This window comes from Sedimentibacter sp. MB31-C6 (assembly GCF_035934735.1).
GTDB lineage: Bacteria > Bacillota > Clostridia > Tissierellales > Sedimentibacteraceae > Sedimentibacter.
The window spans coordinates 329,988-344,826 of sequence record NZ_CP142396.1; the positions used below are offsets into that span (position 1 = coordinate 329,988).

17 protein-coding genes are annotated in these 14,839 nt (G+C 29.1%); 2 read left to right on the forward strand and 15 right to left on the reverse strand.

Translation table 11 applies throughout. The features are described 5' to 3' along the window. The first annotated feature begins 126 nt into the window (after positions 1 to 126). Together trkA and U8307_RS01655 are read left to right on the forward strand one after the other, a co-directional pair. Positions 127 to 1,494, forward strand: a complete 1,368-nt coding sequence (trkA, locus tag U8307_RS01650) for a Trk system potassium transporter TrkA (RefSeq protein ID WP_326909629.1) — start codon at positions 127 to 129, stop codon at positions 1,492 to 1,494. Positions 1,495 to 1,508: 14 nt separating this feature from the next. Continuing rightward, positions 1,509 to 2,954: a TrkH family potassium uptake protein gene (locus U8307_RS01655; RefSeq protein ID WP_326909631.1), complete on the forward strand. Its 1,446-nt coding sequence runs from the start codon at positions 1,509 to 1,511 to the stop codon at positions 2,952 to 2,954. A 72-nt stretch (positions 2,955 to 3,026) separates the two neighbouring features. On the opposite strand, the gene cobI is transcribed toward U8307_RS01655, so the two are convergent. From cobI to cobJ, 15 genes are all read right to left on the reverse strand, one after another. Further along, a complete protein-coding gene (gene cobI / locus U8307_RS01660) occupies positions 3,027 to 3,725 on the reverse strand; it encodes a precorrin-2 C(20)-methyltransferase (protein WP_326909633.1) in 699 nt (232 codons plus the stop codon). A gap of 48 nt (positions 3,726 to 3,773) precedes the next feature. Further along, positions 3,774 to 4,400, reverse strand: a complete 627-nt coding sequence (locus tag U8307_RS01665) for a precorrin-8X methylmutase (protein WP_326909635.1) — start codon at positions 4,398 to 4,400, stop codon at positions 3,774 to 3,776. A 13-nt stretch (positions 4,401 to 4,413) separates the two neighbouring features. Next, positions 4,414 to 5,460 (reverse strand): cobalt-precorrin 5A hydrolase, encoded by a 1,047-nt coding sequence (locus tag U8307_RS01670; protein ID WP_326909638.1) that lies wholly within the window; start codon positions 5,458 to 5,460, stop codon positions 4,414 to 4,416. Positions 5,461 to 5,493: 33 nt separating this feature from the next. Beyond that, entirely contained in the window at positions 5,494 to 6,978 is a 1,485-nt protein-coding gene (locus U8307_RS01675) for a cobyric acid synthase (protein ID WP_326909640.1), read from the reverse strand. Then, a complete protein-coding gene (locus U8307_RS01680; protein WP_326909642.1) occupies positions 6,979 to 8,031 on the reverse strand; it encodes a hypothetical protein in 1,053 nt (350 codons plus the stop codon). Further along, positions 8,028 to 9,104, reverse strand: a complete 1,077-nt coding sequence (gene cobD / locus U8307_RS01685; RefSeq protein WP_326909644.1) for a threonine-phosphate decarboxylase CobD — start codon at positions 9,102 to 9,104, stop codon at positions 8,028 to 8,030. The genes U8307_RS01680 and cobD overlap by 4 nt, the downstream gene beginning before the upstream one ends. 25 nt (positions 9,105 to 9,129) lie before the next feature. Then, a complete protein-coding gene (cbiB, locus tag U8307_RS01690) occupies positions 9,130 to 10,071 on the reverse strand; it encodes an adenosylcobinamide-phosphate synthase CbiB (RefSeq protein WP_326909646.1) in 942 nt (313 codons plus the stop codon). A gap of 22 nt (positions 10,072 to 10,093) precedes the next feature. Further along, complete coding sequence (gene cbiE / locus U8307_RS01695) at positions 10,094 to 11,305, reverse strand: precorrin-6y C5,15-methyltransferase (decarboxylating) subunit CbiE (protein WP_326909648.1); 1,212 nt, start codon at positions 11,303 to 11,305, stop codon at positions 10,094 to 10,096. Continuing rightward, positions 11,302 to 12,060, reverse strand: a complete 759-nt coding sequence (gene cobK / locus U8307_RS01700) for a precorrin-6A reductase (protein WP_326909650.1) — start codon at positions 12,058 to 12,060, stop codon at positions 11,302 to 11,304. Before cobK ends, cbiE begins: the two co-directional genes overlap by 4 nt. Then, the gene (cobM, locus tag U8307_RS01705) at positions 12,060 to 12,815 is read right to left on the reverse strand and encodes a precorrin-4 C(11)-methyltransferase (RefSeq protein WP_326909652.1); all 756 of its coding nucleotides are present in this window, start codon (positions 12,813 to 12,815) and stop codon (positions 12,060 to 12,062) included. The genes cobK and cobM overlap by 1 nt, the downstream gene beginning before the upstream one ends. Before the next feature lie 78 nt (positions 12,816 to 12,893). Further along, on the reverse strand, positions 12,894 to 13,319 hold the full coding sequence (gene nrdG, locus U8307_RS01710; RefSeq protein ID WP_326909655.1) for an anaerobic ribonucleoside-triphosphate reductase activating protein: 426 nt from the start codon (positions 13,317 to 13,319) through the stop codon (positions 12,894 to 12,896). Further along, on the reverse strand, positions 13,294 to 13,575 hold the full coding sequence (gene nrdD / locus U8307_RS01715) for an anaerobic ribonucleoside-triphosphate reductase (RefSeq protein WP_326909657.1): 282 nt from the start codon (positions 13,573 to 13,575) through the stop codon (positions 13,294 to 13,296). Before nrdD ends, nrdG begins: the two co-directional genes overlap by 26 nt. Then, positions 13,550 to 13,714, reverse strand: coding sequence for an ATP cone domain-containing protein (locus U8307_RS01720; protein WP_326909659.1), 165 nt, complete (start codon positions 13,712 to 13,714; stop codon positions 13,550 to 13,552). Before U8307_RS01720 ends, nrdD begins: the two co-directional genes overlap by 26 nt. Continuing rightward, positions 13,711 to 14,064, reverse strand: a complete 354-nt coding sequence (locus U8307_RS01725) for a hypothetical protein (RefSeq protein ID WP_326909661.1) — start codon at positions 14,062 to 14,064, stop codon at positions 13,711 to 13,713. Before U8307_RS01725 ends, U8307_RS01720 begins: the two co-directional genes overlap by 4 nt. A gap of 47 nt (positions 14,065 to 14,111) precedes the next feature. Beyond that, positions 14,112 to 14,831: a precorrin-3B C(17)-methyltransferase gene (gene cobJ / locus U8307_RS01730; RefSeq protein ID WP_326909663.1), complete on the reverse strand. Its 720-nt coding sequence runs from the start codon at positions 14,829 to 14,831 to the stop codon at positions 14,112 to 14,114. Positions 14,832 to 14,839 lie beyond the last annotated feature (8 nt).

The following is a 14,839-nucleotide window of genomic DNA, read 5'->3' on the forward strand; positions in this document are numbered from 1 at the left end:
TTTTATTAGTATTATTATATTTATAATAATTTGTATAGAACTATAAAAATTATTGATTTATAGTATGTCATGTGCTATACTATTTGGAATGTAGCCTAATGCTATACTTTTTATTGGAGGAAATTAATGAAAATAATTATAGTCGGTGGAGGTAAAGTTGGTTATACTCTAGCTCAACAACTCTCTACTGAAAATCATGATATAACGCTAGTTGATAACAATTCTAATGTATTGAATCGTGCTGATGAAACCTTAGATGTTATGTGTATAAAAGGAAATGGAGCAAGCGCAGAAATATTAAAGGCAGCTGGTGTTAGTCATACAGACCTATTAATTACCGTTACAGATAGTGATGAATTAAATATGATTTGTAGTGTCATTGGTAAAAAGTTAGGTGCATTGCACACAGTTGCTAGAATTAGGAATACAGATTATTCCAATGAGCATAAAATGCTAAAGCAAGAGCTTGAGCTTGACATGGTTATAAACCCTGAAATGGATGCTGCTGCAGAAATATCAAGAACATTGCAGTTTACTTCTGCCACCAATGTTGAAACTTTTGCAAATAATATGTTAGAAATGGTTCAATTTCGAGTATTAGAAACAGACCCTATAGTTAATAAAACATTAATTGATTTAGCTAAAACCAGACCATCAAATGTATTGTTCTGTGCAGTTAGCAGAAATAACGAAGTCTTTATACCAAAAGGAAGCTTTGTATTTAATCCAAATGATGTAGTTTATGTAATTGGAGAAAGAGGCGATATATCAAGTTTCTTTAATTATTTAGGACGCAGTTCTCAAAAACCAAAAAATATTACTATAGTTGGTGGAAGCAGAATTAGTATTTATTTAACATGGCTTTTAAGTGAAATTGGAATGAATGTAAAAATAATTGAACTTAAAAAAGAGAGATGTCTTCTCTTAAATGAAATTTTATCTAATGCATTGATAATTTGTGGGGACGGTACAGATCAGGAAGTTTTAGACAATGAAAATATTGTTTCAGCTGACGCTTTTGTAGCTCTTACTGACAGAGATGAAGAGAATTTAATTAGCTCTCTATATGCACATCAATGCAATGTGCCTAAAGTAGTACTAAAAATAAATCGTTTAAATTATGTGCCAATTGTTAAAAAACTAGGTTTAGACAGTATAATTAGTCCAAAATATACAACTGCTAATAATATATTAAGATATGTAAGAGCACTGAATAATTCAAAAGGAATCGCTGTAGAAAAATTATACAAAATTATGGATGATAAAGCCGAAGTTGCTGAATTTACTGCAAAAAACCCAAACGAATTAGTAGGACTTTTAAATATTAAATTAAAAGATTTAAACTTAAAAAAAGATATATTGATAGCAGCAATAGTTCGAAATAAAAAAATTATTATTCCATATGGTGATGATTTAATAAAAGCAGGGGACAAAGTTATTGTTGTTACAAAAAAAGGATTTATAACTGATTTAAAAGAAATTCTAGAAGCTTAATTGGAGGCACTTGAATGAATATACGAATTGTACTTAAAGTGATTGGTACAGTAATGTTTTGGGAAGCATTTTTAATGTTCCCATCTCTTATAATTTCACTTGTAGACAAGAGTTATGATATTAACGCCTTTCTTATATCAATAATATTAATAGGTATAATCGGTGCTATATTAAAAAACTTTAAAACAAATGGATCTCATATGAGAAAACGTGAAGGTTTTGCTGCCGTATCTATTAGTTGGTTAGCAATGTCCATATTTGGAGCCCTTCCATTTTATATAAGCGGTTCAATTCCTTCTTATATTGATGCACTTTTTGAAACAGCTTCAGGATTCACTACTACAGGAGCTAGTATATTACTAGATATTGAAAGTTTACCAAGAGGATTGTTATTCTGGAGAAGTTTTACTCACTGGATAGGTGGTATGGGAGTTCTTGTTTTTACATTAGCATTAGTTCCTTCATTAGGTGCTCGTTCAGGTTTCTTAATGAAAGCAGAAAGCCCGGGGCCTTCCCCTGGGAAACTAGTTCCTAAACTATCTGAAACTGCAAAAATACTATATATAATATATGGTGTAATGACTGGAATTTTAATAATTTTCCTTGTGATTTCTGGTATGTCTGTTTTTGATTCATTTATACATGCATTTGGAACAGCAGGTACAGGTGGTTTTTCTAACCGTGCATTAAGTGTTGGGGCATATAATAATCCATGGATTGATTGGATTATTACGATTTTTATGTTTTTATTTGGAGTAAATTTCTCCTTGCATTATTTTATATTAAGAGGTGACTGGAAAAATGTATTTAAAAATGAAGAATTTCGCTTTTATGGTATAACTGTTTTAATAGCTATACTATTAATTTGCATAAATATTTTGCCATTAAATGATTTTTCTATAGCTGATTCATTAAGGCAATCAGCTTTTCAAGTATCAACAGTAGTTACGACAACAGGATATGCTACAACTGATTTTAATCTATGGCCTACCTTTTCAAAAACAATTTTGATGATGCTTATGATTTTTGGTGCTTGTGCTGGTTCTACAGGTGGAGGTATTAAGTTTGTTAGAATTTTAGTTTTAGTTAAATCTGTTTACTATGAAATTAAACATACTATACATCCTAATTCAGTAAGAACTGTAAAGGTTGATGGTAAATCACTTGATACAGATACACTAACAAGCATTATGATTTTCTTTTTTGCTTATGTTGCAATTTTAATAATAGCTGTAATTATTATATCTTTAGATAATTTTGATTTTATGACTACTTTTTCATCTGTAATTGCAACCCTTAGTAATATTGGTCCAGGTTTTGAGATGGTTGGACCAATGGGTAATTATGAAGCCTTTTCAAATTTAAGTAAAATTGTTTTAACAGCTTGTATGATTATAGGTAGATTAGAAATAATACCAGTCATCGTTCTACTCTCACCATCTATTTATAAGAAAAACTGAGGGTATGCATATAATGCATACCCTCACAACCTATCTATTTTTTATGCAAATATCTTCCTACTACGTACATCATCATATCTCCCATTTTTTATTTATTAATATAGTTGTAAAATACGATATATCTTCTTTTTTCATATCACTTATATTTTTATATATCACTTCTTCGTTTTTAGATGAATTACTAACTGCTATGGCATATCTTTCAAGTTGTTCATCTATCAAAAGGTTAATAATTTCATCATAATCTTTATATACTTTCATTATTACGATAGAATTTTCGTTTATTATGTACCTTTTCAATTTATCAATTCCAATTGTAGCTGGTATAATTACCAATGAATCATTCCCCTCAACTAATGGAAAATTATTATTTGCAGCAATATCTAAAAATGATGTTATACCAGGTATTGTAATTATCTTTACTTTGTCTTTTAATAATTTTAATAAATAAATATATGTACTGTACACCATTGGGTCTCCAATAGTTACGAATCCAACTTTTTTATCTTCTAGAACATCTTTTTCAATTTCATTTGCTATTGCTTTCCAAGTATTTTGCAATTTTTTAGTATTGTAATTCATTGGAAAATATCTATCTTTAATAATAATATTATCTTTTAAATAGCATTGAACTATATTATGAGCTACGCTAAATGAATCTAAATTTTTAGCAGTTGGAACAAATAAAATATCTAACTCTTTTAAAATATCAATGGCTTTTTTTGTAATTGTATCGCTACTTCCAACTCCAACTCCTATTCCGTAAAACATTTTTCCCTCCTGTCTAAATATCATTTTACATTTTAAACTGATATTTACTTATATATCGTAAAGCAGAGCATTACAAATTGCTGCTGCAATATTACTGCCACCTTTTCTACCCTTTGCCACAATAAATTCTACATCGTCAAGGCTCATTATAAGCTCCTTTGCTTCAATTACATTTACAAAGCCTACTGGTACTCCAATTATAAGTTCAGGTATAAAATTACCTTCTTTAATAATTTCATATAGCTTAATTAATGCGGTAGGAGCATTTCCAATTGCAAAAATTACAGGTCCATTTATTTTAGATGCTCTTTCCATTGAAATTGTAGCTCTTGTTTCTCCCCGCAATTCAGCTTCCTTTAATACATCTTCATCTGCCATAAAGCAATGAACATTTACACCAAATTTGGCAGCTATCTTTTTATTTATACCAGCGTAAACCATATTAGTATCTGTTATAATAGTCGCACCCTTTTTTATTGCTTCTTTGCCTCTTTTAACAGCATCTTTTGAAAATTTCAATGAATTTAAATAATCAAAATCCGCTGATGTATGTATTGCTCTTTTTATTATTGGTTCTATTTCAGGACTTAATTTTATATCACCAATTTCTTGTTGTATTATCTTAAAACTTCTTTTTTCAATATCATGGGGTTCTACAAATTTTATATTGTTCATATTTCCTCCAGTTCTAACAACTTTTATATTTAAAATCAATATCAAAATTATCTATAGCTACAGCTACTGTTATAGAATTTTTAACTGTTTTCTTTATTGTAAGTTTATGTGAATTGCTTCCAATAATAGCTGCTCTTTCGCAAACAGTATCAACACCAGTTATAGAATTTACAAAATTTGATTTTGAAAATTGTCCATTAATCTTATTTAACTCATCTTTACTATAAGTAAAAAATGGTACTTTAAAAATGCGTGCTGTTTTGATAATAGCTTCTTCATCTTTTTTTAAATCTATTGAATTTAATGATTTTATTGCCCAATGAGATATATTATTTTCCGTCAATACATCTTTTATTGCATAATATATATTTTTAAAATTTGTGTTTTTTCTACAACCAACTCCAACAGAAACTATCTTTGGAATTACATTTAAAGTATTATCAAAGGGTTTTTTATTACTATCTAAACTTAAACATATTCCTATTTCATTTTGATTTACATCTATTTCAGGAGGAAATTTTTCTGTTATTTGAAAATCACTTGCAAGTCCTATTTTTTTATTCTCTAATATGTCTGCTGCTATATCTCTTGCAGCTTTAAGGCTAAATAAATGCATATTTTTATTAGCTGCCCATTCATCAACAGCAAATTTACCATTAATATCAGTAGCTGTTGTAATAATTGGATTTCCCCCTACTATATCAGCAATTTTAATACTCAATTGATTTGCTCCACCAATATGCCCACTTAATAAAGAAATGATATTCTGTCCTTTTTCATCTATACATATTATTGCAGGATCTGTTTTTTTGCTTTTTATAAAAGGTGCTATAGCTCTAACTGCAATTCCAAGAGCGCCTATAAAAATAATACAATTTTTTTCTTTAAAAGATTTTTTAGTGCTGTTATATAAATTATCTTGTCTAACTTCAACATAACGAGCTGAATATACATACCTTTTAGGTACAAAAGCTTCTATATTATGCTCATTTAATCCTTCAATAATTTTATCACACAATTTTGCACCGTTTCCAGAAAATGCATATATATCTATATTCAAATAAATGCCTCCCTTCTTATAGAATACGCAAGCCTAAAGTATTCCTATAATTTTATATATTTTCTTTATATTAATAGCCTCTCTAACAGAGTTTGCCAAAATATCATACTGACTTTCCTTATATTCTGCTAAATCAAAATTAACTAATTCGTCTGAATTTAAGCCTTTTTGTTTCATAAGTATTTCTACTATTGTATTTGCTATTTTGCTGTTGTCAAAAATTCCATGTATATAGCTACCTGCGACATTGTCACAAACACATCCTTCTAATTTTAAACCAATATTATTCAATGGTTCTCCTTCAGATATTTCTGTATTGCCCATATGAATTTCATATCCCCAAATTTCAATATCAGATAGCTGTTTGAAAAGACCACTAATGCTATTTATATTGCCTCTAACTTGAGTCGTTGTTTTACTATGGTTAAATGTTGTTTTAGTTTTCAGTAACCCTATTCCATTGATATTGCCTCCGCCTTCTATATTGTCAGGATCATTTATACTTTCACCTAACATTTGATAACCTCCACAAACACCAAATACAGCCTTTCCTTCATTAGCATGTTTTATAATTCTTGTTTCGAGTCCAGATTGCCTTAGCCATTTCATATCATTGATAGTATTCTTTGTTCCAGGTATAATTATCATGTCAGGATTTCCTAACTCTTTTGTATTAGAAACATACCTCAGTGATACACCTTTAATTAGAGAAAATATATTAAAATCAGTAAAATTTGAAATATGAGGCAACTTTATTACCCCAATATCTATAAGACTAACATTATACTTATTAGTGAGTTTTTGTGATAAACTATCCTCATCATCAATATCTACATTTAGATATGGTACGACACCTAACATATCAACCTTTGTTATATCATAGAACATATCCAACCCAGGTTTTAGTATGTCTACATCACCTCTGAATTTATTAATGACAAATCCTTTTACTCTTGACTTTTCATCATCATCAAACAACAACATAGTTCCAGCTAAGGATGCAAATACACCACCTCTGTCTATATCTCCTACTATTATTACAGGAGCATCTACTAATTTTGCTAACCCCATATTTACAATATCATATTCTTTTAAATTGATTTCTGCAGGACTTCCAGCACCTTCAATAACTATTATGTCATAATCATCTGATAAAGAATTATAAGCTTCCATAATATGAGGTATTAATTCTTCTTTATATTCATAGTATTCCTGAGCTGTCATGTCTTTTAAAACCTTTCCATTCAATATAACCTGTGAGCCTTTATTACCCATAGGTTTTAGTAATATTGGATTCATTCTTACATCAGGTTCTATGCCTGCTGCTTCCGCCTGCATAACCTGTGCTCTGCCCATTTCTAATTTATCCTTAGTTATATATGAATTTAAAGCCATATTTTGAGACTTGAATGGTGCAACTCTATATCCATCTTCCTTGAATATTCTGCATAATGCAGCTGTTATTAAGCTTTTACCAGCATTAGAAGTAGTTCCTTGAATCATTATAACTTTAGCCATTTAACAATCATTCCTTTCACTTTCTTTAATACTCATTATAATGTCAACACATCCCTTTTCATGTTTCCCTGTTTTTGAACTAGTTTGATGATCAGATACTATAATTAAATTTATTTTCTCTTGAGTGTTTTTATATATTGGATTTAAAAATTCTCTATCTATTTTTTCTATAAATTGTATCTTTCCCCAAAGGTCCTTCCTATGGGACACTTCGTCCGTTCCATTTATATGAGCTATTACAATATCATGTGTTTTTATTTCGCCAATAACTGCATTTGCTTTTTCATATAAATCTGTATTTGTATCTCCAGTTGAGTTTTTTAAATCAACAACATCAATTTTCATCGCTTTTGCTATACCTTTTACTATTTCAGCATTACAAACACAGGAACATGATTTATTGTGTAAACTTGAAAAAACAGGCAATTTTATTTTTTCTGATACTCCCCATGGATAAAACATATAATCATTACTTTTAATTACAATTTGATTTTTCTGTACAAATTCATTTAACTTTTCTATTTTTCTAATATCATTAATCATAGTTTCCATACTTTGTCCCATATTTTCATGTGGAGGCACATCTTTTAATGAGACTATGTCTTTATCTTTTTTTACAACTATTATGTTTCTATATTCGCTTATGTGATAAAACTTTAAATTATTTCCTGTCTTTACATTATGAGAGACACTTTCTAATTCGTCAATAGACAAGCCTTTTCCATAAAAAGTTTCTAATTTATTATCTTTTACACTTATCAAATTACACCTTAACACAACTTCATCATCTTCAATGTTAATATCTGAAGCTATCGCCTCTAAATATGCTCTATTTTTAGGTATACAGCTTTCTGCTACACCTAATATTGTAAGTATGCAATTTAGACTATCAGGATTTCTGCTAGTCGGACAAAATGTTGTTTTACTATGACTGCCTTTTTTTATTATTTTATTTAAAGTTGGTGTTTTTGCATATTCTAAGGGAGTCATATTATTAAGTTCCGGTACTTTTTCTTCACTAACTCCATCTAATATAATTAAAATTGTTTTCATTTTGCTCTTATTATCTCTTTCAATTTTTTTATAAATAATTTATTTTCATCTTTAGATTTAACAGCAATTCTATAATAATGATAATCTAAATTCATATAATTTGAACAACTTCTAATTAAAATTCCTCTTTTAAGCATCTCTTCTTTTAAATCTATTTTTTCAATAATCTTAAAAAGTATATAATTAGCATAAGACTCATAAACTTTAATATTAAGATTTTTCATTTCATTAGCTAAATATTTTCTTTGTTCAGTTACATAGATAATAGATTTAGCTAAATAATCTCTTTCTTTTAATGCTGCTAGTCCTGAAGCCTGTGCTATTGTCGATACATTCCAAGGAGGTCCTGAATTTTTTAGGCCTCTTATAATTTCAGTATTTGATGACAAGCAGTATCCAAGTCTAAGTCCTGGTATAGCATATGTTTTAGTAAATGCCTTTAAAATAATAAGATTATCATATTTTTTTAAAATATTACTTACACTGTACTTTTCTTTATCTTCAACAAAATCTAAAAAACATTCGTCTATAACGACAACTACACCTATGCTCTTACTGTGAGAAATTATTGTTTCTAACAATTTTTTATCTGTTATTTGACCAGTAGGATTATTTGGGTTGCAAATAAATACAATATCGACTTCATCATTAATGCTATTTAATATTTTATCTGTAACTTTAAAATCATCTTCTTCAATAAGATTAAAATACTTTATATTAGTACCTACTGTTTTCAAAGCTTGTTCATATTCACTGAATGTAGGTGCCAATAGAAACCCATTATGAGGAATGAAATTAAGAGCTATTCTATATATTGCTTCAGCTGCACCATTAGAAGTAAATATCCATTCTACTGGTATATTTTCATATATAGATATGCTATTTACTAATTCTCTACAATTTATATCAGGATATCTATTTGAGTATTTTATTGAATCTATTGCTGCTCTCTGAACGCCTTTTGGTATTCCTAAAGGATTAATATTTGATGAAAAATCAATTATTTTATTTTCACTTATTCCTAATTTTCTTGCTGCAGTGTAAATATCTGCACCGTGTTGTTTTTTTTTCATTATTACACCTACCTAGTCATTACTGTTATAGAATTATCTTAATTACCAGTCCTATTATCAGACAAATTAATGATGTTGCATACATTAACTCATTTGCCCTTTTTATATCTTCTGTTTTAATTTCCCTTATATCGTCGCCAATAGTTGGTTTAGATACTAATTTCCCACCATAGTAGTTGTTTCCTCCAAGCATAATACTTAATGCTCCAGCACATACTGACTCTGTCTGGGCTGAATTTGGACTTCTATGATTAAATCTGTCTCTTTTATAAATTTTATATGCATTTTTATAATCTATTTTTAAAAAATAAGATGCTATAATCATTAAATTAGCTGATATCCTTGAAGGTATATAATTTACAACATCATCAGCAATAGCTGAAAATCTCCCTATGTTAATATACTTTTCATTTTTATATCCAACCATGGAATCTAAAGTATTTATTGCTTTATACATAAATCCCAAAGGTGCTCCTCCTATTAAAATAAATATTATTGGAGCAATAACACCATCTGATGTATTTTCTGCAATTGTTTCAACAGTCGCCTTTATTATTGATTGTGAATCAAGATCTTCAGTATCACGTCCCACAATGTAAGATAACAATCTACGAGATTCAATAATATTATTCTGCTTTAGCGTATAATAAACTTTCATACTTTCATCTTTCAAACTTTTAGTTGCAAGAATATAGTAGTTCATTATGCTTTCTATTATTATTGCTGCAACAATATTTATCTCTGATACAAAAAATAAAATTACGTAAGGTATAATAAATGATATCCCTACAACAATTAACCACAGTATTATTCCAGCCCTTATTTCAGAATGTTGATTATCACAGTTTTTTCTCAACCTTTTTTCGATACTATTAATTGTTTTTCCTAATAGTCTTATCGGATGCGGAAATCCTTGAGGATCTCCAAAAATTAAATCTAATATGTAACCTATTCCTAATGAAATCATTGTTTTATCCTTTTTTCATATTCTATAATTTACCTTTACCACTTATTATATATATTGGATTTTGACCAATCATCATATCATGAATTCCTGCTTTTTTAGACTTTGATACTGATACATTAACTATTTCAACATCAACAAATTTATACTTTCTCATACACTTTAATGCTTCATTTAAGCTTTGCAATGATATAGCATTTATTACAATGCTTACAAAGGGATTTTTATTTAATACAACTTTTATTATTTCTTCTAATTTTCCAGCACTACCTCCAATAAATACACAATCAGGTTTTGGAAGGTTAATTAACCCATTTGGTGCAGCAGCATTCACTAACTCAATATTATATGCTTTAAACTTTTTAATATTTTGTTTAATCAATTCTATTGCACTTTCATTTTTTTCAATAGAATATATAGAGCCATTATATAGTTTTAGTGCAATTTCAATAGATACAGTACCTGTTCCTGCTCCAATATCATATACAATTGAATCGTTAGACAAATTAAGTTTACTTATGGAAACAGTTCTAACTTCAGATTTTGTCATTGGAACCTTGCCTGAGATAAAATCTAAATCCTTAATAGAGCGTAATCCTAAATTCTTTTCTAAAGCTTCATCATTATGTATAATCATTACAGCAAGATTTCCAAATTGCATTTTAGCAATTTTTGATGCCTTATCTTCTACAATTCTTTCTTCGTTATATGAAAGATTTTCACCAACACTTACCAAAAGATGCCCTAAATTTTTAGACACAAGAATCTCACATATATTATTAGGTTTTAAATCTCCGCCTGTTAAAATAAATACTTTCTTATTAAACATAACATTTGAAATAATATTAATTTTTCTTCCATGGGCACTAACATATTTTATATCTTCCCAAGACAAGTTTAACTTTGAACAAAAATACTGCAATGAACTTAATGCTGATATATTTTCAACATAAATATTATTCTTAGTTAATATATCTGTCAGTTTTTTTGAAAGACTATAAAATCCTGTATCTCCTGAAACTAAGACACTAAACTTGTTATGCTTACTATTTAATATATATCTATATATTTCTTCTGGATTAATACTTTCAAAAATTTGTTTATTTAAATTAGAAAAGCTATTTATCATCCTTGTTGCTCCAATAATACAATCTGATGATTCTATAGCTTCTATAGTTGCTTTACTTAATAAATCTTCATTACCAATCCCATATCCAACAATGCAAACTTTTTTCATTTTATTAGCTCCCTGAAAATATTACAAATTTCTTTTAATGTCATACCTTCCTCATGTGGTTTTCTAATGACTAGACATTTTGTTCTAGAATTTATACATGCTTGTACTTTTTCATTAAATCCTCCAGTATTAGAACTTTCTTTAGTTACTAAATATTTTATATCTAAACCATTAATCAAAGCACTATTCATTTCTTCAGTAAAAGGTCCTTGCATGCATATTATATTTTTATTTTTGTAACCTAAATCAATACACCTTTTTAATGAACTTTCCATTGGAAGTATTCTAACGAAAATTCTATCCTCATAATTCATTATTTTTGTAAATTCATCAAGATCTTTACTTCCTGTAGTTAATAAAATATTCCCTGAACAATTATTTAAATAATTTATAATTTCAATTAATTCATCAAAATATATATAGTTATTATTGTATTCAGCAGATTCTCTAATAATCCTAAAATAATTAATGTTACAATATGTTGTAGACTTAATTAAGTTTTCTGTAACTATTCTTGCAAAAGGATGAGTGGCATCCACGACATAGTCGTATTTATTATTTGAAAATAAATATATCATTTCTTTATCGTCTATTCGTCTTTGATAAATTCTGATATTTTTAATATTTTCAATAAATTGTTGTCCATAATTGGTAGTAATAAACAAATCTGCTTTTAAATTTATTTGTGACAAATACTTTGCAAACAACCTACCTTCTGTAGTACCACCAAATATACAAATACGTGGATTTTTCATCACATTTTACCTTTTCTATATTCATGAGTAAAATTTGGGTTGTATAATTCGCTTCTATTGTAATCATTACCTAGAAAATTACCAATTAGAATTAAAGCTGTTTTATTTATATTGTTTTTTTTCATAGTTTGTGGAAGGGTTTCAATTGTACACTTAAATATTTTTTCATCTGGCCATGTCGCTTTATATACTACTGCAACAGGAGTTTCCGGCTCATATCCTCCTGCAACTAATTCAGCAGATAATTTATCTGTTAAATTAGAACTTAGAAATAAAACCATAGTTGATTTATGGACTGCAAAAGAACGTATACTCTCCCTTTCAGGCACAGGAGTTCTTCCCTCCATACGTGTTATAATTACAGATTGACTAACACTAGGTAATGTATACTCTGCCCCTAAAGCAGCAGCAGCTCCACAGAAAGAGCTTACTCCTGGCACAACCTCATATTCAATTTTTAGTTTATTTAACATATCAATTTGCTCTCTAATTGCCCCGTATATACTTGCATCTCCTGTATGCAATCTAACAGTCATCTTATTTTCTTTTTCTGCAATTTTAACTACATCTATAACTTCTTCTAAAGTCATATGTGCACTATTATAAATTTTACAGTTCTTTTTTGTATATTGTAAAAGTTCAGGATTTACTAATGAACCTGCATATATTACAACATCTGCCTTGCATAACAATTTTTGTCCTCTTATAGTAATTAAATCTACTGCTCCAGGACCTGCTCCTACAAAATATAACATATTTAATCTCCTTTAATCTAAAATTCCAAAATTATTTGAAAAAATTATAACTTTATTTTTATTTTATTATCAACCCTTTTACTTATATAATATTATTTCATTTTCTATTAGCGATTTTTTTATATCTATAATTCTTTGATTAGTAGAACCTCTGAACCTAAGATTGTTTTGAAAAAACTTCTCATCGTATCTACCGTCAACTAATACATCGCAAAATTTCAGCAGCTTAAAATATTTTTTATTTTTTAGTATCTCTTCATAGGTGTGTCCGCTGTATATCCATATATCCTTACAGGTATTGGTTTTGATTTTTTCAGCAAGCACAGCAAGAGGCTCCGCTTGCATCATTGGCTCGCCGCCTATAAATGTAATGTTGGTAAAGGTTCCTATAATTTTTTCAAAGACTTCATCAATTTTCATGGCATATCCCGAATTAATGTCCCAGAGTTCTTTATTATGACATCCTTCACATCTTAAATCACACCCGCTTAAATAGAGAGCCATTCTTCAATACAGTCTCAACTTTGTCATCAGGTTTTAATTTTTCGCTTTCAAGCCACATTCCCGACATAAGCATAGGAAATTGCTTTTTTATTGCAGTACTCTGAAATACATATCTGTCATAAAGCTGTTCTGCAGACACGTCTATGCATTTTTGAAGTTTTTTAAAAAACTCTCTTTTCTTGTCGGTAAGGCTTTCCATATCCCTACATTCCAATGCAAGCTTAACTATATTAATAGTTGTGAAGGATAGATTCATCTGTTATTTCTTGTGCGATTTGCTTTGCCATTCCTATATCTTGTCCCATAGCTGTGTGGCTCATTGCCTTAAGTATGGCATCAGATATTTTGTTTTTATCAAATTCTATCAATCTTCCATCTCTTTTTATAACATTCATTTAGTACCCTCCTCGAATTCATTCCCAAATAATTCACTTTCATTTTTGTAAAGTTCTTTCCCCAAATATTTATGGACCTTAACTAAAAATGGTTCTTCCAATTCAGCTTTATCTAAAATTTCCTTATTAAGAAATATCATTTCCTTTTTTCCTTCAAACAGCACATATCCCTTGTTAAGTACATATATATAGTCACACATTTCATAAATAAAATTCATATCGTGACTTGAAACCACAATGGATTTTTCTTCTTTATCGCTCAGTTTTTCTAATATGTTCTTAACATTTTCTTGTGAACTGTAATCTAAGCCTGCAGTCGGTTCATCAAAAAAAATAATATTATGATTCATTGCCACCACACTTGCAATTGATACGTTCTTTCCTTCCTTCTGATTACTTAATATTTTGCCTCATAACCTCTTTTAGTTATAATTTTATTATTTTTAATATATGTTGAGCTGTTGCCCACTATTACTATGCTTAGCATATCAACCGTTTCATAATCAATTGTATCCATTGTACAAATTTGAACCTCTTGATTTTCCCTACATGCATTTTTTACTATGCCTACAGGAGTTGAATTGGATTTATATTTGCTCATTATTTCAAAAGCATTTTTCAAATAATCCGGTCGTCCCTTGCTCCGAGGGTTGTAAATGCATATTACAAAATCACCCTCTGCTGCTAAAGCAACTCTTTTATATATTAAATCAAGCGGTGTTAATAAATCACTTAAGCTTATGTGACAAAAGTCGTGCATGAGAGGTGCTCCCAATACAGCAGCAGCTGCTGTGGATGCTGTTACTCCACTGACAATCCTGACTTCTTCATCCTCTGACAATTCTAAAATCAAGCCAGCCATACCATATACCCCTGCATCTCCCGAGCTTATAACCGACACTGTCTTGCCTGTCTTTGAAATTTCTATTGCCTTTTTAACTCTATCTATTTCCTGTTTCATACCATTTGAAATAACTTCCTTTTCTTTGAGTAAATCTTCAATTAGATTTATATATGTTTTATATCCAACTATGACATCTGATTGTTCAATTGTTTCCATTGCCTTATATGTCATTGTTTCCTGGCTTCCGGGGCCTATACCCACAACGTTTATCATACTAACTC

What these genes read in the sequence shown, in the direction of transcription:
- trkA (WP_326909629.1), top strand. Translation starts at nt 127, where the DNA reads ATGAAAATAATTATAGTCGGTGGAGGTAAAGTTGGTTATACTCTAGCT.
- U8307_RS01655 (WP_326909631.1), top strand. Translation starts at nt 1,509, where the DNA reads ATGAATATACGAATTGTACTTAAAGTGATTGGTACAGTAATGTTTTGG.
- cobI (WP_326909633.1), bottom strand. Translation starts at nt 3,725, where the DNA reads ATGTTTTACGGAATAGGAGTTGGAGTTGGAAGTAGCGATACAATTACA.
- U8307_RS01665 (WP_326909635.1), bottom strand. Translation starts at nt 4,400, where the DNA reads ATGAACAATATAAAATTTGTAGAACCCCATGATATTGAAAAAAGAAGT.
- U8307_RS01675 (WP_326909640.1), bottom strand. Translation starts at nt 6,978, where the DNA reads ATGGCTAAAGTTATAATGATTCAAGGAACTACTTCTAATGCTGGTAAA.
- U8307_RS01680 (WP_326909642.1), bottom strand. Translation starts at nt 8,031, where the DNA reads ATGAAAACAATTTTAATTATATTAGATGGAGTTAGTGAAGAAAAAGTA.
- cobD (WP_326909644.1), bottom strand. Translation starts at nt 9,104, where the DNA reads ATGAAAAAAAAACAACACGGTGCAGATATTTACACTGCAGCAAGAAAA.
- cbiB (WP_326909646.1), bottom strand. Translation starts at nt 10,071, where the DNA reads ATGATTTCATTAGGAATAGGTTACATATTAGATTTAATTTTTGGAGAT.
- cbiE (WP_326909648.1), bottom strand. Translation starts at nt 11,305, where the DNA reads ATGAAAAAAGTTTGCATTGTTGGATATGGGATTGGTAATGAAGATTTA.
- cobK (WP_326909650.1), bottom strand. Translation starts at nt 12,060, where the DNA reads ATGAAAAATCCACGTATTTGTATATTTGGTGGTACTACAGAAGGTAGG.
- cobM (WP_326909652.1), bottom strand. Translation starts at nt 12,815, where the DNA reads ATGTTATATTTTGTAGGAGCAGGTCCTGGAGCAGTAGATTTAATTACT.
- nrdG (WP_326909655.1), bottom strand. Translation starts at nt 13,319, where the DNA reads ATGGCTCTCTATTTAAGCGGGTGTGATTTAAGATGTGAAGGATGTCAT.
- nrdD (WP_326909657.1), bottom strand. Translation starts at nt 13,575, where the DNA reads ATGAATCTATCCTTCACAACTATTAATATAGTTAAGCTTGCATTGGAA.
- U8307_RS01720 (WP_326909659.1), bottom strand. Translation starts at nt 13,714, where the DNA reads ATGAATGTTATAAAAAGAGATGGAAGATTGATAGAATTTGATAAAAAC.
- U8307_RS01725 (WP_326909661.1), bottom strand. Translation starts at nt 14,064, where the DNA reads ATGAATCATAATATTATTTTTTTTGATGAACCGACTGCAGGCTTAGAT.
- cobJ (WP_326909663.1), bottom strand. Translation starts at nt 14,831, where the DNA reads ATGATAAACGTTGTGGGTATAGGCCCCGGAAGCCAGGAAACAATGACA.